At 59.7% G+C, this 21,412-nt stretch carries 21 protein-coding genes; 7 read left to right on the forward strand and 14 right to left on the reverse strand.

Going from position 1 to position 21,412, the window contains the following annotated elements:
- The 3 genes from ccoO to ACFDTG_RS10985 all read right to left on the reverse strand — a co-directional run.
- On the reverse strand, positions 1 to 673 hold a 673-nt coding region (gene ccoO / locus ACFDTG_RS10975), incomplete at its 3' end, for a cytochrome-c oxidase, cbb3-type subunit II (protein WP_375291084.1).
- A gap of 10 nt (positions 674 to 683) precedes the next feature.
- The gene (gene ccoN / locus ACFDTG_RS10980) at positions 684 to 2,360 is read right to left on the reverse strand and encodes a cytochrome-c oxidase, cbb3-type subunit I (protein WP_375291085.1); all 1,677 of its coding nucleotides are present in this window, start codon (positions 2,358 to 2,360) and stop codon (positions 684 to 686) included.
- An 89-nt stretch (positions 2,361 to 2,449) separates the two neighbouring features.
- Complete coding sequence (locus tag ACFDTG_RS10985; RefSeq protein WP_375291086.1) at positions 2,450 to 3,151, reverse strand: helix-turn-helix domain-containing protein; 702 nt, start codon at positions 3,149 to 3,151, stop codon at positions 2,450 to 2,452.
- A 153-nt stretch (positions 3,152 to 3,304) separates the two neighbouring features.
- Between ACFDTG_RS10985 and ACFDTG_RS10990 the strand changes: the two genes are divergently transcribed.
- Positions 3,305 to 3,970: an OmpW family protein gene (locus ACFDTG_RS10990; protein WP_375291087.1), complete on the forward strand. Its 666-nt coding sequence runs from the start codon at positions 3,305 to 3,307 to the stop codon at positions 3,968 to 3,970.
- A gap of 20 nt (positions 3,971 to 3,990) precedes the next feature.
- On the opposite strand, the gene ACFDTG_RS10995 is transcribed toward ACFDTG_RS10990, so the two are convergent.
- The gene (locus ACFDTG_RS10995) at positions 3,991 to 4,710 is read right to left on the reverse strand and encodes a Crp/Fnr family transcriptional regulator (RefSeq protein WP_375291109.1); all 720 of its coding nucleotides are present in this window, start codon (positions 4,708 to 4,710) and stop codon (positions 3,991 to 3,993) included.
- Between the two features lie 192 nt (positions 4,711 to 4,902).
- Here ACFDTG_RS10995 and ACFDTG_RS11000 point away from each other — a divergent pair, with 192 nt between their 5' ends.
- A complete protein-coding gene (locus ACFDTG_RS11000; protein WP_375291088.1) occupies positions 4,903 to 5,664 on the forward strand; it encodes a hypothetical protein in 762 nt (253 codons plus the stop codon).
- 49 nt (positions 5,665 to 5,713) lie between these two features.
- On the opposite strand, the gene ACFDTG_RS11005 is transcribed toward ACFDTG_RS11000, so the two are convergent.
- Positions 5,714 to 7,357: an acyl-CoA dehydrogenase family protein gene (locus tag ACFDTG_RS11005; RefSeq protein WP_375291089.1), complete on the reverse strand. Its 1,644-nt coding sequence runs from the start codon at positions 7,355 to 7,357 to the stop codon at positions 5,714 to 5,716.
- 260 nt (positions 7,358 to 7,617) lie between these two features.
- Between ACFDTG_RS11005 and fumC the strand changes: the two genes are divergently transcribed.
- A complete protein-coding gene (gene fumC, locus ACFDTG_RS11010) occupies positions 7,618 to 9,003 on the forward strand; it encodes a class II fumarate hydratase (RefSeq protein WP_375291090.1) in 1,386 nt (461 codons plus the stop codon).
- 150 nt (positions 9,004 to 9,153) lie between these two features.
- Complete coding sequence (gene asd, locus ACFDTG_RS11015) at positions 9,154 to 10,002, forward strand: archaetidylserine decarboxylase (protein ID WP_375291091.1); 849 nt, start codon at positions 9,154 to 9,156, stop codon at positions 10,000 to 10,002.
- 227 nt (positions 10,003 to 10,229) lie between these two features.
- Here asd and ACFDTG_RS11020 read toward each other — a convergent pair whose 3' ends face one another.
- The 6 genes from ACFDTG_RS11020 to ACFDTG_RS11045 all read right to left on the reverse strand — a co-directional run bounded on the left by ACFDTG_RS11020 (position 10,230) and on the right by ACFDTG_RS11045 (position 14,518).
- Complete coding sequence (locus ACFDTG_RS11020; protein ID WP_375291092.1) at positions 10,230 to 11,030, reverse strand: SDR family NAD(P)-dependent oxidoreductase; 801 nt, start codon at positions 11,028 to 11,030, stop codon at positions 10,230 to 10,232.
- On the reverse strand, positions 11,027 to 12,214 hold the full coding sequence (locus tag ACFDTG_RS11025; protein ID WP_375291093.1) for a zinc-dependent alcohol dehydrogenase: 1,188 nt from the start codon (positions 12,212 to 12,214) through the stop codon (positions 11,027 to 11,029). The genes ACFDTG_RS11020 and ACFDTG_RS11025 overlap by 4 nt, the downstream gene beginning before the upstream one ends.
- Positions 12,211 to 12,867 (reverse strand): SRPBCC family protein, encoded by a 657-nt coding sequence (locus ACFDTG_RS11030; RefSeq protein WP_375291094.1) that lies wholly within the window; start codon positions 12,865 to 12,867, stop codon positions 12,211 to 12,213. The genes ACFDTG_RS11025 and ACFDTG_RS11030 overlap by 4 nt, the downstream gene beginning before the upstream one ends.
- A gap of 87 nt (positions 12,868 to 12,954) precedes the next feature.
- Positions 12,955 to 13,125: a hypothetical protein gene (locus ACFDTG_RS11035; RefSeq protein WP_375291095.1), complete on the reverse strand. Its 171-nt coding sequence runs from the start codon at positions 13,123 to 13,125 to the stop codon at positions 12,955 to 12,957.
- Positions 13,122 to 13,637: a hemerythrin domain-containing protein gene (locus ACFDTG_RS11040; RefSeq protein WP_375291096.1), complete on the reverse strand. Its 516-nt coding sequence runs from the start codon at positions 13,635 to 13,637 to the stop codon at positions 13,122 to 13,124. The genes ACFDTG_RS11035 and ACFDTG_RS11040 overlap by 4 nt, the downstream gene beginning before the upstream one ends.
- A 71-nt stretch (positions 13,638 to 13,708) precedes the next feature.
- The gene (locus tag ACFDTG_RS11045) at positions 13,709 to 14,518 is read right to left on the reverse strand and encodes an N-formylglutamate amidohydrolase (protein ID WP_375291097.1); all 810 of its coding nucleotides are present in this window, start codon (positions 14,516 to 14,518) and stop codon (positions 13,709 to 13,711) included.
- 55 nt (positions 14,519 to 14,573) lie between these two features.
- Between ACFDTG_RS11045 and ACFDTG_RS11050 the strand changes: the two genes are divergently transcribed.
- Both ACFDTG_RS11050 and ACFDTG_RS11055 read left to right on the forward strand, forming a co-directional pair.
- Entirely contained in the window at positions 14,574 to 15,494 is a 921-nt protein-coding gene (locus ACFDTG_RS11050) for a transglutaminase N-terminal domain-containing protein (RefSeq protein ID WP_375291098.1), read from the forward strand.
- Entirely contained in the window at positions 15,488 to 16,369 is an 882-nt protein-coding gene (locus ACFDTG_RS11055; RefSeq protein WP_375291099.1) for a transglutaminase family protein, read from the forward strand. The genes ACFDTG_RS11050 and ACFDTG_RS11055 overlap by 7 nt, the downstream gene beginning before the upstream one ends.
- Before the next feature lie 126 nt (positions 16,370 to 16,495).
- On the opposite strand, the gene ACFDTG_RS11060 is transcribed toward ACFDTG_RS11055, so the two are convergent.
- Positions 16,496 to 17,362, reverse strand: a complete 867-nt coding sequence (locus ACFDTG_RS11060; RefSeq protein ID WP_375291100.1) for a glycosyltransferase family A protein — start codon at positions 17,360 to 17,362, stop codon at positions 16,496 to 16,498.
- A 134-nt stretch (positions 17,363 to 17,496) separates the two neighbouring features.
- On the opposite strand from ACFDTG_RS11060, the gene ACFDTG_RS11065 reads away from it, so the two are divergent.
- Positions 17,497 to 19,038, forward strand: a complete 1,542-nt coding sequence (locus ACFDTG_RS11065) for a lipopolysaccharide biosynthesis protein (protein ID WP_375291101.1) — start codon at positions 17,497 to 17,499, stop codon at positions 19,036 to 19,038.
- Positions 19,039 to 19,042: 4 nt separating this feature from the next.
- On the opposite strand, the gene ACFDTG_RS11070 is transcribed toward ACFDTG_RS11065, so the two are convergent.
- A complete protein-coding gene (locus tag ACFDTG_RS11070) occupies positions 19,043 to 20,074 on the reverse strand; it encodes a glycosyltransferase family 2 protein (protein WP_375291102.1) in 1,032 nt (343 codons plus the stop codon).
- Between the two features lie 71 nt (positions 20,075 to 20,145).
- Complete coding sequence (locus ACFDTG_RS11075) at positions 20,146 to 21,324, reverse strand: glycosyltransferase (RefSeq protein WP_375291103.1); 1,179 nt, start codon at positions 21,322 to 21,324, stop codon at positions 20,146 to 20,148.
- Between the last annotated feature and the right edge of the window lie 88 nt (positions 21,325 to 21,412).

The raw sequence follows: 21,412 nt of genomic DNA on the forward strand, positions 1-21,412 counted from the left end.
CCTGCGCTTTGGGATACCGCTCAAGGAAATCACCCGCGTCCGCATCGGGGTCGGCCTGCAAGACGATATCGGCCATCGCCTGTCCTATGTCCCGGTCCGTATAGGGGACGCCCACCGCGCGCAGCGTACGCAGCCGCGCGGCGGGATCGCCGATGTGCAGATCGGTTTCCTTGAGGAAGCCGTATTGCGGCATCACGCTTTCGGGCACCACGCTTTGCGGATCGGTGAGATGCTGGACGTGCCAAGCGTCCGAATAGCGGCCACCAACGCGGGCAAGGTCGGGACCGGTGCGCTTCGACCCCCACTGGAAGGGGTGATCGTACATGCTCTCTGCCGCCAGGCTGTAATGGCCGTAGCGTTCCACCTCGTCGCGGAACGGACGGATCATCTGGCTGTGGCAGACGTAACACCCCTCGCGGATGTAGATGTCGCGCCCGGCCTGCTCGAGCGGGGAGTAGGGGCGCACGCCCTCCACCCGTTCGATAGTGTTGTCGATCCAGAATAAAGGCGCGATTTCCACGATCCCGCCGATCGCCACCGTCACGAAGGTGGCGATGCCCAGCAGGGTGATGTTGCGCTCGAGCCGCTTGTGACCCTTAATGGTAGCCTGGACGTCGGGCGGCTCGTGCGAAAGGTCCGGATCGGTCGGCGGCTGCTGTGTGAAAGTGCTCATCGGTGTTGTCCTACTCGGCCGGCACGGCGGTGGGTTCGCGGGCGGGGAGGGGGCGATCGCGCGCCTCGTCATAGGCGGCGTCTTGCATGGGGGCCTCGCTGCGCAGCTTGCCCGCCAGCGTCATCCAGAAATTGTAGGTCATGATGACCGCGCCCGAGAGATACAGCAGTCCGCCGAAGGCACGCAGGATGTACATTGGGTGGAGCGCGGCAACCGTGTCGGCGAAGCTGTTCACCAGATAACCGTCCGGCCCATATTCGCGCCACATCAGGCCCTGGGTGACGCCAGCCACCCACATGCTGGCGGCGTAGAATACGATCCCGATCGTGGCGAGCCAGAAGTGCCAGTTAATCATGCGCAGCGAATACATCCGCTCGCGTTTCCAAAGGCGGGGGACCAGATAATACACCGTCGCGAAGGTGATCATGCCGTTCCAGCCCAGTGCGCCCGAATGCACGTGGCCGATGGTCCAGTCTGTGTAGTGGCTGAGGCTGTTGACGCTTTTGATCGACAGCATCGGACCTTCGAAGGTGCTCATGCCGTAGAAGGCCAGGGCCATCACCATCATGCGGATAATCGGATCGGTGCGGACCTTGTCCCAGGCGCCGTTGAGCGTCATCAGACCGTTGATCATCCCGCCCCAGCTAGGCATCCACAGCATGATCGAAAACACCATGCCCAGCGTCTGCGCCCAATCGGGAAGAGCCGTGTAGTGGAGGTGGTGCGGCCCCGCCCAGATGTAGAGAAAGATCAGCGACCAGAAGTGAATGATGGACAGGCGGTAGGAATAGACCGGCCGTTCCGCCTGCTTTGGCACGAAATAGTACATCATCGCCAGGAAACCGGCGGTGAGGAAGAAGCCGACGGCATTGTGGCCATACCACCACTGGGTCAGTGCATCCTGCACGCCCGAATAAACAACGTAGCTCTGCGAACCCAGCAAGCTGACGGGAAGCGCCAGATTGTTGACGATGTGGAGCATCGCGATCGTGACGATGAAGGCCAGGTAGAACCAGTTGGCCACATAGATGTGCGGTTCATGCCGCCTCAGCACCGTCCCGATAAACACCGCAGCATAGGCGACCCAGACGATGGTGAGCCACAAATCGACGTACCATTCGGGCTCGGCATATTCCTTCGACTGCGTAACCCCCAGCAGATAGCCGGTGGCAGCCAGAACGATGAAAAGCTGATACCCCCAGAATACGAACCGGGCGAGCGAGGGGAACGCAAGCTGCGTGCGGCAGGTCCGCTGGACGACGTAGAAACTGGATGCGATCAGCGCGTTGCCGCCGAAGGCGAAGATCACCGCGCTGGTATGCAGTGGGCGCAAGCGACCGAAATTGAAGTAGGGCTCGAAATTGAGCACGGGGAATGCGAGCTGAAGGGCAATGAACAGCCCGGCGGCGAGCCCGGCAAGGCCCCAGAACATGGTGGCTATGATACCCCACCGGATGGTGTCGTCGTCGTAGCGTGAAGGGCCTTCGGGAAACTTGAAGAAGCTATAGCGCGCCGCGAGCGGATCGAACCGTCCGGCGGCTGTCCACATAAGAATAAAGGCGGCCGCGCCCACAATGGCCGCGTGGACCTGGAAGCCGGTGTCCTTGGCCAAGGCCGCCACCACTATCGAGGCCAACAGCACCGCGAACCACAGGCCCACGCGCTCCAGCGCACCTTGATATTGCATCGATTACCCTCCGTTTGCGGAAGCGCGCCTAAGGGGCGGTTGCGAAGCGCGCATTGATCCAGCGCAAATTTGATAGAAATCGCGCAAGGTCAGGCGGCGCAGCTTATGAAGCCGGCCCTCGCCCTGAGCCGGCGGGGGTCGAGAAGCGTGATTTGAGAGCGGCCGCTGGTGGCGATCAAGCCGTCCTCTCGCAGTTGGGATAGCTGACGGCTCACCGTCTCTATGGTTAGTCCAATCCCATCGGCGATATCGCGGCGCGACATCGGCAGATCGAGAACGATAGCGCCTTGGCGCGGTGTTCCCGCTCGTTCCACCATCGACAGCAGAAAACCGGCCATGCGCTCGGATGCGGTTTTCCGCCCCAGGGTCACGGCCTTGTCCCGGCAGCGGGAGAGCGATCTTTCAGCCGCGTCCAACAGGCTGACGGCAAGCGCAGGATCGGTACGGGCGATTTCGCGGATCTGATGATGGGGCATCACCAGAAGGATGCAATCGGTAAGGCCATGAAGCGCGTAGCCGTGTTCGGCACTGGCCGGTAGCAGCAGAAGGTCGCTCGCAAAGTAGAAGCCCAGGATCTGCTCGCGCCCCGAGGCCGTATGCGCCACGAGCTTTGCCGCGCCATCTGCAATGAAGGCCAGCAATTGCCCGTCGCCCGCCGGGGCTGCGACCATTCCGCTTCCGATCCTTTCCAGCCTGGCGAGCGACCGCGTGCGCAGAGCTACCGCATCGGACGAGGACTGCGGCAGGAATTGCGCAGCAAAACGGTCGAAGAGTTGAGCAGAGGTCTCCATGGGCGGCCGGATGGCAACGCCACGGCCGAAGAGCATTGATCTGCGTCAACGATTCCCCATGCGAGCGGGGGCATTGGGGTACTGGCACCGTAACTACCTGGGCCGCGAAGGGCGGCCACTGCGGCGACCGGAACCAATCAGGACCTACCAACAATGAAGACGCTTCTCGCAACCGCCGCCATCGCGATACTCGCAGTCGCACCCGCGCAAGCAGGCAATCGGGATGGCAGCCTCCAGATCAAACTGCTGGGCACGGCAGTTCTTCCCGATGGCAAAATCACCGAGGTGAACGAGGATATCGTCGGCCTGCCCGCCACGCTTCAGACAGAAGCCACCGACAATTTCGTGCCCACGCTGGCGGCCGAATATTTCCTGACTGAGAATGTCTCGCTCGAAACGATATGCTGCATGACCCAGCACGACGTCGATGCGGTTTCGGGCCTTCCCGGCGCGGAGCTCGTTTCCGACGCCAAGCTGATTCCCGCTACCTTGACCGCGAAAGCACATTTGCCGGCAGGAGCAATCACGCCGTTTGTCGGGGCGGGCATAGCTTACTTCTGGTGGGTCGATGTCGATCCCGGAGCCGCCACTATCCCTTTGGGTGTGACCCGTACGGAGCTATCCGATGAATTCGGCTTCGTCCTTCAGGCGGGCGCGGACATGGCCCTGGGGGATGGCGGGCTGGGTCTGACAATCGATGCCAAACGCTACTTCGTCGGTACGACCGCGAGGTGGTATGCCGGGGAAACCCTGGCAATCGAAACGAAGCACGATCTAGACCCGTGGGTGCTATCCGCAGGCGTCAGCTATCGGTTCTGAGGCAGGCGCAAGATAATGCGTCAGGCGGCGCAATCCTCCAGCGCGGGGCGATCGAGGATTGCGACCTCCCGGCGGGAGGGGAGGGCGATCATGCCTTCCCCTTTCATTCGCGTGAAGAGACGGCTCACTGTTTCGATGGTAAGGCCAAGGACATCGGCGATCTGCTGCCGCGACAAGGGAAGAGTCCAGATTGCGTTCGGATCCAGACGGGGGACGCAGCCCCTTACGCCCAACCGCTCGTCCAGCTCGAGCAGCAGGTTCGCAAGCTTCTGCTCGGCGCTCATCCGGCCCAGCAGCAACATCCACCGCCGGGTGCGGTCGAGTTCGGCAAGCGTGCGCTCCAACAGCTTGTGCTCCAGGCGGGGATGCTCGCGCGCGAAGCAATCGAAGTCGGCCCGCTGGAAGATGCACACATAAGCATCGGTTAGTGCTTCGACGCCGTAGGGCGTCGTCTGGCCGAACGGGCGGCCGAGGAAATCGGAGGGGTAGGCAAGGCCAAGGATCTGCTCCTTGCCGTCCGCAGTGTGGGTCGAAAGCTTGAGTAAACCGTCCATTACATTGGCGACCAGCACCGCTTCGTCGCCTTCCCAGATGAGCGACTGCCCTGCTTCGAGCTTCCGCTTGCGGCCGAGCTTGCCGAGTACGGCGAGTTCCGATGCGTCGAGGTCGGCACAGATGGCGCGATTGCGGATGACGCATGCATCGCAGGACATCGGCTGATCGGGACCCGTGGCGGACATGACGATCGCATAATGGGCCGCCGGCCCCTCTCCAACCCCCTTGTGGGAAATTCGCCGCCGTCTCATCGCACCATGTCGAAATGAAGGAAGGCCCCTCTCTGGCGAGGTTGCCAGCGGCTCCGCTCTGACCTAGCCGGAGTAGATACCACCACAGCCGCCGGGGCGCGCGGCCTGCGATCGGGGAAGCGGCACATGAAGCAATTGGCGGACGGGTTCTGGAATTTTCGTGGCAGCTTCAAGATTGGCGGACTGATCGATATCGGAACCCAGATGTCGCTGGTGCGGCGCAAGAACGGCCGATTTATACTGCTCGACAGCTATTCGCTCGACGATGCCGACAAGCGCGAGCTGCTGAATCTGACAGATGGCGGCACCAAAATCGATGCGATCATCAACGTCCATCCGTTTCATACCATTCACTGTAGCGCGGCGCACGATCTGGCGCCGCAGGCCCGCCTGATCGGCACCCGCCGCCATCACCAGCAGATGCCCGACCTCCCATGGGCGGACGGTGTGATCGAGGACGAGGCCACACAGGCCGAATTCGCAGAGGATCTGGAATTCACCGTTCCCGACGGTCTGTTGCTGGTGACGCCCGACGATAGCGTGCACGCGGCGTCCGTTTTGGCGCGGCACCGTGCCAGTTCGATCGTTCATGTGGACGATACGCTGAATGTCCTGGACGCGCCCGGCTTTCTGAAGCGCATATTCCCCACCTCCAGTCTGCGTTTCCATCCGATGCTGGGCAAGGCGCTTGAGCCAAGCGCCGGCGCTGCGAATGCATTCGATTCCTGGGCGCGCGAGATCGCGGAACGCTGGGCCGGCACGCCCTTTGTGTGTGCCGCACATTCAGCCGTCCGCACCCTAGGTTCGGATGGCTGGCGAGAGGAGATTCTCAACGCCCTTTCCGCAGTGCAGAAAACGCTGGATAGCCATCGCGAGAAGCATTGCTGATTGGAGGTTGGTGGCGTCCAGACTCACGGGTATGGTCGCTTTCGCAGTTTCAGTTTTGCCGGGAAATCAGGCCCCGTCCGACGACATGGGCCTGTATCTCCCCGGCGCCTTCGAAGATATTGAGAATGCGCGCGTCGCATAAGACGCGGCTAATTTCGTATTCCAGCGCATAGCCATTGCCCCCGTGGATCTGGACCGCTTGGTCGGCATTGCTCCACGCCACTCGCGCAGCCAGCAGCTTGGCCATGCCAGCCTCGATATCGCAGCGTTTGCCTTGGTCCTTGGCCCTGGCGGCGGCATAGGTCAGCTCGCGTGCCATCAGCAATTCGGCCACCATCAGGGCCAGCTTGTCCGCAACTCTTGGAAAGGCAATCAGAGGCTTGCCGAATTGCGTGCGCTCCCGCGCATAGGACAGGCCCAGGTCGAAGGCGTTCCAACCCACGCCGATCGCGCGCGCGGCCGTCTGAATCCGTGCACCTTCGAAGGTGCGCATCAACTGCTTGAACCCGTGCCCCTCCGCTCCGCCCAGCAGTCCGTCGTCCGCCACTTCGAACCCGTCGAAGGAGAGTGCGTACTCCTTCATCCCGCGATAGCCGAGTACGGGAATTTCGGACCCGTGAAGCCCCTCGTCGGGAAAGGGCGTTTCCTCGCTTCCGCGCGTCTTGGCGGCCAGCAGCATGGACAATCCAGCGTAGCCCGGCGCAGTGGCATCCGTGCGGCACAAGACCGTCATCAGATCCGCGCGAGCGGCATGGGTGATCCACGTTTTGGCACCGTCGATGACCCAGCCCCCGCCAGGCCGGCGGGTGGCGCGTGTGCGGACGGAGGCGAGATCGGATCCGGTATCGGGTTCGGTGAACACCGCGGTCGGTAGCGTCGCGCCGCTGGCCAGGAGAGGAAGCCAGTGTCGCTTCTGCTCTTCGGTCCCACCGGCCGCAATCAACTCTCCGGCGATTTCCGATCGTGTTCCGAGTGATCCCGCGCAGATCCAGCCGCGCGACAGTTCTTCGGACACCAGGCACATCGCCAGTTTGCCCAGTCCCAGTCCGCCGTAATCTTCGCCGATGCACACGCCGAACACGCCCAGATCGGCCATCTCCTTCACGATTTCGATCGGAATAAGATCATCTGCGAGGTGCCAGTAGTGGGCGTTTGGCGCGATGCGTTCGCGCGCGAAGGCGCGGAACTGCTCGCGGATCATGTCCATCGTTTCGTCGTCCAGAGCCTCGGTCGGGACCGAGCCTTCTGCCAAGAGGGACGCAAGCGAAGCGCGGGTTTCCACGGTGTTGCCATCGGCAAGAAACCGCTCGACGGACGGGTCGCTTGCGAACGCGGCGACGGCTGACGACCCACCCAGGCTGGCAGGTCGGGCGAACTCGCTCTGGCTCATCGGCACGCCACCTATGAGCTGTGAACAATATTCTCCGAACCCGACCCGCAAAGCCAGTTCCTCGGTATCCCCGAAGCGGCCCTGCCGATCCTGCTGCGAGGCCCATTGCGCCACGGCAGCAAGCGCCTCGGTGGCAGTGGCACTCCACGCGAAACCGTGGAGTGCATGCTGGTTGCGATCGGCCAGCGCCGGATCGACGGATCCATCGGGTGCAATCATCGTGGCGACGCGGGCTTGTAGGGCACCCGCTAGCGCCCGCGCGGCCTCCGCCGCTCCCTCTGCCAGTGCAACCCATTCACCCATACGATGTGTCCTTGCTCCCGGCTACTCTGGCGCCGCCGTCATTCTATTTTCGCAAGTTCCAATAAGGTGGCGCAAGCGTCCCGCACAAGGCGCCTAGGAGGGAATGATCGAAGTTTTGATGAGCCCTTCGCATCACGCACTTGGACCGTTGCAGCTGACTGCCAACCTGTTCGGCGGGGGAAAGCTCGCCTCGTGCCACCGGGTTTTGCGACAAGTGGAGGTATTTGGATTCGGTTGCAAAAATGGTACTTGGCCAATCCATGAGCGACATCCGCACCGAAACAGATTCACTCGGACCGATTGACGTCCCGTCGAGCGCCTACTGGGGCGCCCAGACGCAACGCAGTCTCCAGAACTTTCCCTTCCCGGCGCACCAGCGCATGCCGATCCAGATCGTGCATGCGCAAGCGGCGGTGAAGCAGGCTGCTGCACGCGTGAACCGGAAGCATGGCCTGGATACGAAGCTGGCAGACGCGATAGAGGAAGCGGCCAGGGCGGTGCGTGCTGGCGACCATGACGACCAGTTTCCGCTGACGATCTTCCAGACCGGAAGCGGCACGCAGACCAACATGAACGTCAACGAGGTGATCGCCGGGATTGCCATTGAGAACCTCATCGGCACGCGCGGCGGCAAGGATCCCGTTCACCCAAACGATCACGTCAACAAATCGCAAAGCTCGAACGACAGCTTTCCCACCGCCCTCCACATTGCGGCCGTCCTGGTGACACAGCAACACCTGCTGCCCGCAATCGACGTGTTGCATTCGGCGCTCGACGGCAAGGCGCGCGAATTCTCCGATATCGTAAAGATCGGCCGGACCCACACCCAAGATGCTACCCCGCTGACGCTGGGCCAGGAATTCTCCGGCTACGCTGCGCAGATCGCCAGCTGTCGAGAGCGTATCCAAAACGCGCTGGATCGTGACTTGAGGGAACTCGCCATCGGCGGGACAGCTGTTGGCACCGGGCTTAACGCGCCCGAGGGCTGGCGCAGCGACATGGTGGCAGCGCTTTCGGACATAACCGGCGAAGAGTTCCGCCCGGCCGACAACGCCTTCGAGCAACTGGCCGCCAAGGACGGTCTGGTTTCCTTTTCGGGAGCGCTCAACACGCTCGCCGTGGCGCTGAACAAGATCGCGAACGACATCCGCCTGCTATCCTCGGGCCCGCGTTCGGGTCTTGGAGAGCTCGCCTTGCCCGCTAACGAACCGGGCAGTTCCATTATGCCGGGCAAGGTCAATCCGACGCAGGTCGAGATGCTCACGATGGTTGCCGCCCAGGTTATCGGCAATCACCAGGCCGTCACGGTGGGGGGGATGCAGGGGCAATTTGAACTCAACACCTTCATGCCGCTGATCGGATCGAACATCGTGCGATCGATAGAGCTGCTGGCGATTGGAATGGACAGTTTCGCACGCCGCTGCGTCGAAGGAATAGAGGCAAACGAGGAGCGGATCGGCGAACTGGTCGATCGCTCGCTCATGCTGGTAACCGCGCTGGCGCCAGAAATCGGGTACGACAATGCTGCCAAGATCGCCAAGCACGCACTGACACATGATCAGACGCTTAAAGAAGCCGCCCTGGAACTCGGACTGGTCGACGCCGAAACCTTCGACCGTCTGGTTCAGCCGCGCAACATGGTTTAGCGTTGGCGCTGCCTCTCAAAACCGGCAAACCAGCTAACCCGGCGCGAATGAAGGCTCTGAGGCACTGAACAGGATGCTCGGGGACCATCATCATCGTCTATGCGTTCACGTCCGAATGGCAAAAATCGAAACTCAGGGGAGGCTGGGATAGTGCGCAACGGCGGAGTTTTTCTTCAGTATTTGCTGCCCAAACGCCTGCTCACGGCCATCGCGGGGCGTGTGGCCGGGCGAGAAACAGGGTGGGGCAGGGAGCGGCTTATACGCTGGTTTGTCGCAAAATACGGGGTCGACATGGCCGAGGCGGCAGAACCCGACACGGCACGCTACACCAGCTTCAACGCCTTTTTCACACGAGAGCTGAGACCTGGCCTCCGGCCGATCGCGGATGCGGATTTCGTATCGCCCGTGGACGGGACCATCAGCCAACTCGGACCGATTGACGACGTGCATATTCTGCAGGCGAAAGGACATCGGTTTACAGTAACCGACCTTCTCGGCGGCGATGCCGAGCTCGCCAGCAAGTTTCGTCATGGCAGCTTCGCTAATCTCTATCTTTCCCCACGGGATTATCATCGCATCCACATGCCATGCGCGGGGCGGCTGACACGGATGATCCATGTTCCGGGATCGCTTTTCTCCGTCAATCCAGCCACGGCGCGAGGCGTGCCAAACCTTTTTGCGCGCAACGAGCGGGTCATCTGCGTTTTTGAAACCGAGACGTTCGGCTCGTTCGTCATGGTGCTCGTGGGTGCGACGATCGTTGGCAGCATGGCCACGGCCTGGCACGGCGTAGTCAGATCTCAGACATCCGGTGAGCCATCTCGATGGGATTATGACGGCGAGACGATCAAACTCGACAAAGGCGAAGAGATGGGCCGTTTCCTTCTCGGTTCGACAGTCATCATGCTGTTCGAAGAAGAGGTGATCGACTTCAAACGCGACTGGCAACCCGAAAGGCTGGTGCGCCTTGGCGAGTCGATGGGCGCGCTGGTCATGTGAACGCGCCGAACCAAAGGCTCCGACCTGCCCGGATTTTAGAGACCGCATAGGGGGGCGGTTAGCCTACGCATTCCGCTCATCAAACGTCGATAGGCTTGGAACAGCCGGCATCAGCATTGCGCGTTCGGGCAAAGCGGATTTCCCTTTTAATTGACCTTATGTCTCAATGATGTGCCCGAACAGCGAGCGTACGTCCGACCTTACGTCAGCTCTTCAGCTAGGAAGGCCTATTGCTTGCCATGCTCCGGTTCAGCCATCTTACGGTGCATCTTCGCCACGATCTCGTCCGGCAGGATGTCGGCAAAGAAATACTGTACCTTGTTCATGAGACCACTGACTTCCTTTACGTCACCATCCAGCAAGGCTTGGTATCCGTCCTTGGCGACCTTGGCGGGGTCGGCCTTGTTAGATTTCGCAACGGGCGAATCTTCCATATCCGCCCGATCGAAGAATTTCGTGTCCGTGACACCTGGCAGCAGGCAAGTGATCACCACGTTGCTTTCCTTTAGTTCGTTGGCGAGCCCCACGCAAAAATCGACGACGAACGCCTTGGTGGAATTGTAGATGAGGTTGAACGGGCCGGGCATGTCGCTCACGATCGAACCGGTTACGAGAATTCGGCCATTATCGCGCGCAACCATGTCCTTTCCAATGCGGTGAATGAGCGACACCGTTCCTTTGATGTTCGTGTCGATCGTATGAGCGATTCCATCCCAATCCTGATCGATGAACTTGCCGCCATCTCCAGTCCCGGCGTTGGCCATCAGCACGTCGACCGTCCGGCTTCCAATCAGTTCCATTACCGCATCGATGCCAGCGCGTGTCGAGAGATCGGCCTGGAGTGTCTCCACGGAAGTTGCGCCTGCTGCCCGCGCCGTCGCCTCGCCTGCGCTCAGGTCGGTGTCGGCGACAAGAATAAGGTCACAGTTGTCCGCTGCAGCGAGCTTGGCGAGTTCCAGCCCGATGCCGCTTGAGGCGCCGGTTATCAAAACCAAACCTTCGAGCTTTTCGATCTTGTTTTTGCTCACTCCGTCGTCTCCATTCCGGGCTTGAGGATCACCTTGGTCCAGGTGTCCTGTTCTTCCTTGAAGTGCTTGTAACCGCGCGGCGCGTCGTCCAACGGCAGGCGGTGGCTGATGAGGAAGGTGGTATCGAGCGTGCCGTCCTCGATCTTTTCCAGCAGGTCCTTCGTATATTTCTGAACGTGGGTCTGCCCGCCCCGCAGTTGCAGCCCTTTCTCCATCATTGCGCCCAGTGGCCACTTGTCTGTCATGCCGCCGTAAACGCCGGGAATCGATACCTTACCGCCAAACCGCACCGCCAATATCGCTTGCTTCAACGCGCTGGCTCGATCGGCACCGATGCCCACTTTCTGTTTCATAACGTCGATAATGTTATCGACCGCGAAACCGTGGGATTCCATGCCGACCGCATCGATCACCGCATCGACGCCGATTCCACCAGACATCTCCATCAGCGCCTCGCGAACGTTGCTCTCGCGGAAATTGATGATCTCAGCTCCCAATTTGCGGGCGAGTTCGAGGCGGTGCGGATAATGATCGATGGCAATCACCTTTGCCGCGCCCATCACGATGGCAGATTGGATCGCGAATAATCCAACTGGGCCGCAGCCCCATACCGCTACCGTGTCGTCCGGTTTGATGTCCGCATTCTCTGCCGCCATCCAGCCCGTCGGCAAGATGTCGGAAAGGAACAGGACTTTGTCGTCATCCAAATGATCGGGAACGACGATCGGACCGATGTCAGAAAAGGGTACGCGGACGAACTCCGCCTGCCCACCGGAATACCCGCCGGTAAGGTGCGAATACCCGAACAGACCGCTCATCGGCTGACCATAGAGGGTTGCCGACATGTCTTGCTTTTCGACAGGATTGGAGTTGTCGCAGGCGGAATACTGCTGGCTTTTGCAATGAAAGCAGCCACCGCATGCGATTGTGAAGGGAACCACCACACGCTGACCCTTTTTAAGGGTCGAATCCCGCCCGATCTCGACCACCTCGCCCATGAACTCGTGGCCGAGTACGTCGCCGGGTTTAACACCGGGGATGACGCCGTCGTAGAGATGAAGATCCGAGCCGCAGATGGCCGTGCTGGTGATCTTGATGATGGCATCGCGTGGATTGATGATTTCGGGATCGTCGACCGTATCGACGCGCACGTCCTTGGCGCCGTGCCAGGTTAAAGCCTTCATGCTGCATTCTCCTGCTTGGCTGCTCTGGCTTGGTCTGCGGTATGGGCCGAGGTCGCGATCTCGCCGGTTTCCATCAGCATTTTAAATCGCTTCAGGTCGTGCCGCGCCTGAATTTCCGGTTCGCGAAGAAACATCTTCGCTATGGCCCGGCCCAATTCGCCGGCAGGCGGCTTGTAGGCAATGATCAGGCCGACCCGGGTACCACGCTCTCCGGGGGCGTCTTCGAAAGTAACTCGCCCTTCGGTATCAATGTCCGATCCTGCGACGGATCGCCAGGCGATCAACTCGCCGTCCTGTTCGCGTACGATTTCGGTCTCGACCGCCACAGTGCGCCCGGCCGGCGCCTTGATGTGCCAAGTCGCGAGCCCTGTCTCTGCGTTGTCTATGTCAATCTTTTCAAGGTTTTCCATGAACGTCGGCAGGTTTGTAAAATCGCGCCAATATCGGAAGAGCTCATCGCGTGGTTTGCGTATGGTCACCGTTCTGCCCACGACGTCGTAGTCACCGAAGCCACGGCGCGCGGTAAAACCAGGGGCGTCATCAGGGGACCGTCCTTTTCGGGTTTTAGCAGACAGGACAGATCCAAGGACAATTCCCCCCAATGTAAGGCCGATGCCCAATGCGGCACCTCCGGTATTCCTGTTACGACTCATCGCGGCCTCCAAATCTATCGATGTGATTGCGCGGTATTGCGCGCGGCAGTGCTGTTCGCAGCCCGACGGAAAAGTCCCAGCTCAGAATCATACGGGATTTTCTCGACGCTTGGGATATTCATCAGGCTCGACAGAACTCTGGTTCTTCGCGGCCTGCCGGTTTTCTTTTTGCAGTGCAGTGTTGTTTTCCGTAGGCTTACCCGAAGCGTCGCGCTCCTTTGGTCCGCCTTCGCCGATGCCCGTGTCCGCTGCGCTCATGCGATCACTCCGTGATCCATGGTCGTGGCCCGAGCCGGGGGAAGCCCATCGCTATCGGCGAGTTCCATCAATTCCTTTTTACGCGCTAGCAACTGCTTCCCGAGCGCATGCAGATCCACGTCAGCGGCACGCGCTTGCTGGAACATATTGTCCCGCTCCTTCTCTTCCTCCTCAACGTGATGTTCGATCTCTTCCTTGAGGACCGTGACCTTGGCATCGTAAAACTCTTCGTCCGGGCCACCTTCAGCGATCTGATTGATCAGAAGCTTTGCGCCGTCGTGTTCGACATATGCTTCCTTGAGCAGATCATCGTCGATCTTGCCCTTAAGCGCGGGATAGAAAATCTCTTCCTCGATCTGCGCATGGATCTTGAGTTCGCGACAGATAGCCTGAGCAATCTTGGCCTTGGTTTTGTGCCCACTGGCAGACTCGTATTTCTCGAACAGGTCTTCGACGGTTCGATGATCTTTGGCGAGAATGTGCGTGGCATCGGTATCGGCGGTGTCGGCCATTGATCGACCTCCTTTGATGGAAACCTCTGATAAGAGAAGCACCGCCAAGGCTGGTCGTTCCTAATGTGATTTTAATCAGTCGCTGGATCTACGCTCAAGTCTACCTGTTTAGTTTCATCTGAAACGGTCGCGCAAGCGCCCCTAAGTAAACGGGAAGTCAGGGCGCTAAGTTCGTCCAGTTGAGAAACCAGGATGTCCTGACGAAATTCAAGTTCAACGTAGCGCAGATCGCGACCATATGCATGGAAAGGAACCGTGTAGTCAGTATTATCCATGTGGTAGGGTTTGTTATCGCCGATTGATCGGTCCACGCCCTCGAGCGACATCAGAAGCGCAAGGGCGAACTCGTCGCGATGCCCATCGTGGAGGACGCCGATTTCCCACGGACGCTGCACTCCGGATAGCGTTGGCGTGAAACTGTGGAGGGAAACAAGGATCGTTTCGATCCCATCGGCTGCCCTGCGGTCCAGTTCACGGGCGATGGCCTCATGATACGGTTTATAAACCTCCTCGAAACGCGCTTGTCTGGCGGACTTCGTGAGCCCCGCATTGCCAGGGATAAGCGTTCCATCGGAGCGCTCAACGATCCACTCGTCATCTTGAACTGCCCTGTTGCAGTCGACAACCAGTCGCGAATACGCCTGCGAGAGAAATGTAGCACCCAAGCGTTCGGCAACGCCGCGCCCAAGGCTTTCCACGCCAAGGTCGAGCGCAATGTGCCGCTGGTGGTCACTGGAGTGGAGGCCGAGACCGCACAAAGCCGCCGGGATGGCCCGACCAGCATGATCGCCCAGCAGCAGAAACGGGCTCGTGGGATCATTTCCGCGAAACTCCCGGACCGGATGCGGGTCTGATGGGTTGAGAAGAGTAGAGACAGGCATAGGCCGCCTCTCGCAGCTTTGCCCGTTTTTCGCCACCCAAGCCCTTGAGGTCGATATGCCGACAGTCTCCATCAATCATACGACCCGCTATCGCTATCGACGCGACGTCGCTTTCGGAGAGCACCGCATTCTGGTCCGCCCGCGCGAAAGTTACGACCAGCGCGTCCTTTCGGCTTCGCTCGACATTTCACCAGAGCCGTCCTCATTGCGCTGGTTACAGGACGTGTTCGGCAATGCCGTCGCCATCGCAACCTTTGACAGGCGGGCCGATGCACTCGAAGTTCGCGGCACTGCGGAAGTTGAGCATTTGCCTACAAGGGAAGCGGATATTGCCGTGGAACCCTACGCCGAAACCTATCCGTTTACCTATTCGGCCGAGGATATGCCCGACCTGTTGCGCTCCATCGAGCGAGATTATCCCGACAGGGATCGCGAGGTGGACAGATGGGCGCGTCGCTTCGTCGAGCCGAGCAGCGGCTGCAACACGCTTTCGCTTCTGAAAAGCATGACCAAATCGATCAAGGCAGAGTTCGAGTACAGAGCCCGAGAAAGTAAGGGCATCCAGTCGCCGGTAAAGACCCTGTCCCTAGGCTCAGGAACATGCCGCGATTTTGCTGTCTTGATGATGGAAGCGGTACGCGCCCTCGGCTTCGCGGCAAGATTTGTCTCAGGCTACATCTACCAGCCGGATAATGAAGACGCACGCGTGGGAGGCCACAGTACGCACGCGTGGATACGGGTTTTCCTGCCCGGGTCCGGCTGGATAGAGTTTGATCCGACCAACGGAATCGTTGGCAATCGCGGCTTGATCCGGGTTGCCGTGGCGCGCGACCCGGCACAGGCCGTTCCTCTCTCCGGAACCTGGCGTGGAGAGCGCGGCAGCAGCATCGAAATGGATGTCGAAGTGCGCATCAAACAGCTGGACCTGGCAACCAGCCACCCCGATTTCGATCGCAAGGAGACCGCCTCATGCTGATCCGTACCGGTTTCGACATCCGCTTCGAAACGGAGGTCGCCGTCCCCATGCTGGCGCTCCTCAACGTCCGGCCCGAAAGGCAGAGCGATTTGCGCACTCCCGAAGTGGTGTCGTCCAGTCCCGACGTTCCGATGCGACAATTTATCGATCCCTTCGGCAATGTCTGCTCACGCTTCACGGTGCCGCCTGGCGGAATTGCCCTTCATACCGACTTCGTAATCGAGGATTCGGGTGAGCCGGATCCGGTTGCACCGGATGCCCAGCAGCACCCTCTTGAAGATTTGCCGTATGACGTCCTCCAGTATCTGATGAGCTCGCGTTATTGCGAGGTTAGCCTGCTTGCAGACGAGGCCTGGAGCGTAGCGCAAGACAAGAAGAGCGGATGGGAAAGGGTGCAAGCTTTGGTCGACGCGGCCCACGAGAGGATCGAATTCGACTACATGAAAGCCAGTTCCGAGCGCACGGCGCGATCGGCCTTTGACGAGCGCTTCGGCGTCTGTCGGGATTTCGCGCATCTCGCTATCACGCTGTGTCGAGCGATAAACGTTCCCGCTCGCTACTGCACCGGATATTTGGGCGACATCGGGATTGAGCCGATCGACGCCCCGATGGATTTTTCAGCATGGTTCGAGGCATATCTTGGGGGCAAATGGTACAGCTTCGACGCGCGGCACAACTGCCCCCGGATCGCACGCATCGTTATGGCTCGTGGACGCGACGCGACCGATGCCGCGATAACCACCTCATTCGGTGCCGCAAAACTCGTGCATTTTCACGTTCACACCGATGAGGTTGCAAGCACGGATTTGTCGCGCCCTCCAAGTGAAACCGCGCTGCAGCAACAAGCTGTTACAGCGACGTCAATCGGTAGTTGAGAATGGCGCGTGCTTTATCCAGAAACGAATGCTGATGTAGACGCAAAATACTCTGACTTATCTGCTTTAAATCGATTGGCTAACCATGCTGCCTAATAGGCAGTTCCACAAATCATGATTGGCTTATCAATTGAACTGGATATACTTACGCAAGTGTAGTCCAATAATCTTGAATGACGCTGGAAGGGACATAGGGTTGAGTTGAAAAGCAAGCCATAATGCGTGGATAGCTTCGCTTGGTCGGTTTTCCTGAAACAATCGACGCGCGTGATCGTGGGCCCATCGGGCGCCGCCATCAGGATGGGCTTTTATAATCGCTTCGTGCTTGCGCCAGATATGCAGGAAGCCGCGATGCCGCTTGCCGGGCATTTTCGAAACTTGGGCGCCACCATGTTTGCGCAGCCGATAGGTCGTACGATCAATGGCCTCGATTGCAGCCGCGCCGTTGAGACGTAAGGCGAATTCCGAGTGAATGCGGCTCTCAAGCCCCGTATCGAAGCCACCGATGCGTCGAAAAAGTGCAGCGGGCATGACGAAGGTCTGTTTCGTCAAGTGGCTCGATCCCGGTGGCGTATGTTCCAGAAACCAGGCATCGCCTTTCTGGCGCGAATGGGCGTTCCGCTGCTCCAGCTTGTCGCCGTCAGCGCTCACAACCTCAAGACCGCTTACGTAACATAAGTCAGCTTGCGGCTCGTCCGGCAACATGACGTCGTACAGCGCGCCTGATCCGGAAAGCCATTCGTCGTCATCATCCAAAAAAGTGATCCAGGGGGTGCTCGCTTGATCAACGCCAACGTTTCGCGCTCTGGCTCCGCCTGCGTTTTGAGCGAGGCGGTGGAGTGAGAGGCGCGGATCGGTCCGGTGCAGCTTGGCCGGAGGCTCGGAGCCGTCGTCGACCACAAGGATACGCGGGACGACCGACTGCGCCATTACACTGTCGATTGAACTGGCGAGCATCTCGCTGCGCCCATAGGTCGGGATAATGACGGTCAACCGCTCGCTTAACGGCAACTCGTGAAAAGAAGATACGCACATCGATCCCCTTGCACCGTTTTTAGGCGCAGCGATCAAGCCTTCAGTGACGAACCGCGGAGTGCTCGTTATGGCCGCGATGCGGAGGCGAAGGCGTGAAGTTCGAACGACAGCACGACAATCTGGGCAAGCGGGCCTTCGCCGGCGCCGTTCTGCTGGGAATCGGTCGCTTGCTTACGCGGCTTAGCACGCTTGTTAGCCTTGTTATCCTGGCCCGGTTGCTGACGCCAGCCGATTACGGGCTCATCGCCTTGGCATTCACCGTAGTCACCCTGATCCAGGCGGTGTTCGACACGCGTGACGGCGCCGCTCTTATTGTGAGGCAAGATCTGGATCGTAGGCACCTCGATACCGTCTTCACGATCCAACTCCTGCGCGGCCTTGCGATCGCGGTGCTCCTATTCGCCTTTTCCGGACCGCTTGCGAGACTTCTCGGTTCCGCCAGTCTGGACGAAGTCTTGCGCGTTCTGGCGCTCATGCCTTTGCTCGACGCGCTGCGCAATCCTGGGCTCGCCGTATACAGCCGCAATCTCGATTTTCGACGCGAAGTGGTGCGCGATGTTATCGCAGCGGCAATCTCGACTGCGCTGGGTATTGCAGTCGCCTTGTGGCTGCGCAACTACTGGGCTTTGGTCACAATCGCGCTATCGACCAGTGCGCTCCAGTCCTTGGTTTCTTATTGGCACATGCCCTATCGTCCGCGGATCGGCGCGAAGGATTGGCGGCATTTCGTCGGTTTCGGTGGCTGGCTGGCGGCCGAACGCTTTGCGGCCGAAGCGAACACCGTGGCGCCGCGGATCATGCTTTGGATCCTGACCACGCCCGCCGCGCTTGGCGTGTTCACTATCGCGCGTGATTTGCAATCGATACCCATGAACGAAATGCTGGAGCCTTTGCGACGCACCCTTCTACCGGGTTTTTCGGCGCTTAAGAATGATCGTTCTGCCATGCAGCGCGCATTTCGGAAGGCGCAGGGCGTAACAGGTGGCTTCGTACTTCCGGCAGGAGCTGGGATCGCTATTTTGGCTGCCGAGCTGATCCGCACGATAGTCGGGCGCGACTGGCTCGACGCGGTGATCGTCCTTGAGATTCTGGCGCCAGCGATGGCGTTTAAGGTTGCAGCGGGTCCAGTTGGCAACGTCGCGATCTCACTCGGGAAGTTGCGGGCGAATTTCTGGCGTTCTTTAGTTATCGCACTGGCGACTTACCCAGTCCTGTGGCTTACGATCGCCGAGGGGGGGCTCGCGGGGGCAGCCATCGGTATGGCGCTCCTTGCGCTCATGCGCGTCGTTCTTAACGCGTTTCTCATCCGGCACCTGTTGTCCGAACCGTTATTCGGCATCGTCTCGAACAATTGGCGAGCCGTCATCGCTTCTGGGTTCATGGTGCTTTGCATCGACGCCTTGCCCGGTGACGTTGAGCGCTTGACGACCTCGTTTGAAAGTGCGGCGCTGCTGGCTTATAAAGTGGCGGTGGGAATGTTCGTCTATTTCGCCAGCGTCTTCGCGCTATGGCGCTTATCCGGCAGGCCCGATGGGTTCGAGCGAACATTGATGCAATTTAGCGTCCATGGGAAGGAACGCGCCTTGGCTTTCGCCATCACCCTGCGCCTGCCTTTTCCCTCCCGCAAAGGTTGAAGGTTCAGCTCCGCCGGTCGTGCCAGCCCACAATCGCGCGATTGACCATCATCTCCACCGGCTGCGATGCTCGAGCAGCGACCCGGGCGAAGCGGGCATTGCGTCCCACGAGGGGAATCTGCCGCATCATTGGAATGAGGATGCCCTGCATCCGCCGCGTAGCGTAGATATGCTCTTTTTCGGCTACGTAGTCGGGCTTGGTTTGCAGACGCCATTTCGCGATGAGATGTTTCAGCGACCGCGAACCGTAAGCGCTCGACCAGCGCAAGGCGAAGAACGGCCAGTCTTCGCGATTGAGCGGCCGCGCCCGGCATGGAAAAACATAAGTGATGACCGACGACGGCTCGAACCAGACCTCCTCACCGGCTTGGCGTACCGACATCGAAAAATCGATATGTTCCTTGGTAGACAACAGTTCCTCGTCGAGCGGCCCGGTCTTCTCGAACACGTCCTTTCGCACCAGCACGCAATGAAATTCGCACATGCCGGTTATCTTGCGGGAAAGCTTGCCCTGCCATTGGTCGACCTTGTCGCCATGACCGTGCATAACCTCGTCGAAAGGGCGTTTCCTGCCATCATTGGCCGCTATGAACGCATCAATCTCGCCGCCAAGGGCGTAATCTCCGCCAGCATGGTGGATCTCGCTATGCGCGGGAAGTCCATGGCAAGTCAGAGGGGCGACCACGGCCGCACCTGTTTCTTCCGCGCAAGCGATCAGATTCTCGAGCCAGCCGCCGGAATAGATGACGTCGTTATCGACGAAAGCGACGTATTTCGTCTTCGCTGCGGCGACACCCAGGTTGCGCGCTTGATTGGGCGTCAGGAAGGTTTCCCGACGGATCAGGGTAAAGCCGCGCGCTTTGGCAGTGCGTTCGAGATAGGCTTTCTTGGTGGGCGGCGAATTGCCGTCGACCACCACAACATCCACATTGTTTCCGATATGATCGTACAAACTGTCGAGGGATTCCTCGGTCATCCCGAAGCGTTCGCGCTGGGTGACTATTACGGTGGCGAGCGGCTCGGCAGTCTCGTTCATCGTTTTCAGGTCTCCATTGCAATGTCGGATACACTATCGGGTGGGTACCGCGCCAGTCTTTCGATCAAGCATCAGGATGAAAGGGCACGGTGGTAAGCGGCAAGAGTCCGGTCGCATACCTTACCACGCTCGTACATATCGAGAACGCGGGCGCGACCGGCCCCTCCCATCGCGGCCCAATCCTGCGTGCGCTCGGCGAGATCGATGATCGCCCCGGCTAGGCCCGCAGCATCGTATTCCTCCACCAGCAATCCGTTCTCACCATGTCTTACCAATTCGGGAATGCCGCCATGCCGGGTAGCCACCACCGGCAGGCCGGTGGCCATCGCTTCTTTCAGCGTGTTGACCGGCGCATCTTCATTGCCAGAATTATCGCGCACACTTGGCGCAAGCGCGATATCCGATCGATGCAATGCTTCCACGATCTGCTGCTGTGTAGCCCGGCCCTTCAAGGTAATGATGGCTTCCAAACCGAGATCGCAAATTTGAGCTTGCAGTTCCTGCCGCAGCGGCCCGTCGCCCAGGATAGTAAGGCGCAGGTCGAGCCCGCGGCGTCCAGCAATCGCAGCAGCTTCGATAGCGGTGGCAAACCCCTTCTTGGCGACAAGCCGACCGATCGCGACCACCTCCAGCGGACGCTGCCGGTAGGGGCGACGCTCATTGGGGGGGACGAATCGCTCGGCATCGAGTGGCGAACCGATAACCTCGATCTTGTCCGGATCGCAGCCCAGCGCCACGGCGCGCTGCTTGAAATACTCGCAATTGGCGATGAACAGATCGGCTTTATCAAAGAGATCGCGATAAATGTCTTTCCCGTTCTCATCGACGAATGTCGTAATGTCGTACCCTCGAAAATGAACGATGAGGGCTCGGGTGTTCAAAAAGCGCTTCTTGCGTAATGACAGCATCGGCAAGCCGAGCGTCGCGAAATGGCAATGCACTATGTCGAAAGGCCCCGCATGCCGGGCCATCCGCGCACGGAGGGCAAAACGGCCCATCCGCGTTTTCGCCATGGCCTTTCCCCATGGCGTGCGCGGTGCAGCGTGGATCGCAAGGTCGGCAATGCCGGTTCGCTCGACTTCCTCATGCATCGTCTGCGAAACGCCGCGCCGCTCCGGATTGAGTGTCATGACCGATATTTCATGGTCGCGCATTGCCATGTCGATCGCCAGCGTACTGACGAAGGGTTCGGACAAGACAGGAAAATCGTAAGTTGCGAAGCCGATACGCAGCGGTTCGACCTGCCTCATCGCGGGCCTCGGGTGTAAATATCCGGTATTTGTGGCGCGATTCCGCCAGGCCCCCTTTGCGACTTGTTCGCGCTTGCGGCATGAAGGG

It is taken from the genome of Qipengyuania sp., assembly GCF_042095715.1.
GTDB lineage: Bacteria > Pseudomonadota > Alphaproteobacteria > Sphingomonadales > Sphingomonadaceae > Qipengyuania.

Coding starts and splice junctions, on each gene's coding strand:
- ACFDTG_RS10990 (WP_375291087.1), top strand. CDS start 3,305: ATGAAGACGCTTCTCGCAACCGCCGCCATCGCGATACTCGCAGTCGCA.
- ACFDTG_RS11035 (WP_375291095.1), bottom strand. CDS start 13,125: ATGAGCGCAGCGGACACGGGCATCGGCGAAGGCGGACCAAAGGAGCGC.
- ACFDTG_RS11075 (WP_375291103.1), bottom strand. CDS start 21,324: ATGAGGCAGGTCGAACCGCTGCGTATCGGCTTCGCAACTTACGATTTT.
- ACFDTG_RS11050 (WP_375291098.1), top strand. CDS start 14,574: ATGCCGACAGTCTCCATCAATCATACGACCCGCTATCGCTATCGACGC.
- ccoN (WP_375291085.1), bottom strand. CDS start 2,360: ATGCAATATCAAGGTGCGCTGGAGCGCGTGGGCCTGTGGTTCGCGGTG.
- ACFDTG_RS11055 (WP_375291099.1), top strand. CDS start 15,488: ATGCTGATCCGTACCGGTTTCGACATCCGCTTCGAAACGGAGGTCGCC.
- ACFDTG_RS10995 (WP_375291109.1), bottom strand. CDS start 4,710: ATGTCCGCCACGGGTCCCGATCAGCCGATGTCCTGCGATGCATGCGTC.
- ACFDTG_RS11040 (WP_375291096.1), bottom strand. CDS start 13,637: ATGGCCGACACCGCCGATACCGATGCCACGCACATTCTCGCCAAAGAT.
- ACFDTG_RS11070 (WP_375291102.1), bottom strand. CDS start 20,074: ATGAACGAGACTGCCGAGCCGCTCGCCACCGTAATAGTCACCCAGCGC.
- fumC (WP_375291090.1), top strand. CDS start 7,618: ATGAGCGACATCCGCACCGAAACAGATTCACTCGGACCGATTGACGTC.
- ACFDTG_RS10985 (WP_375291086.1), bottom strand. CDS start 3,151: ATGGAGACCTCTGCTCAACTCTTCGACCGTTTTGCTGCGCAATTCCTG.
- ACFDTG_RS11005 (WP_375291089.1), bottom strand. CDS start 7,357: ATGGGTGAATGGGTTGCACTGGCAGAGGGAGCGGCGGAGGCCGCGCGG.
- ACFDTG_RS11025 (WP_375291093.1), bottom strand. CDS start 12,214: ATGAAGGCTTTAACCTGGCACGGCGCCAAGGACGTGCGCGTCGATACG.
- ACFDTG_RS11030 (WP_375291094.1), bottom strand. CDS start 12,867: ATGAGTCGTAACAGGAATACCGGAGGTGCCGCATTGGGCATCGGCCTT.
- ACFDTG_RS11045 (WP_375291097.1), bottom strand. CDS start 14,518: ATGCCTGTCTCTACTCTTCTCAACCCATCAGACCCGCATCCGGTCCGG.
- ACFDTG_RS11000 (WP_375291088.1), top strand. CDS start 4,903: ATGAAGCAATTGGCGGACGGGTTCTGGAATTTTCGTGGCAGCTTCAAG.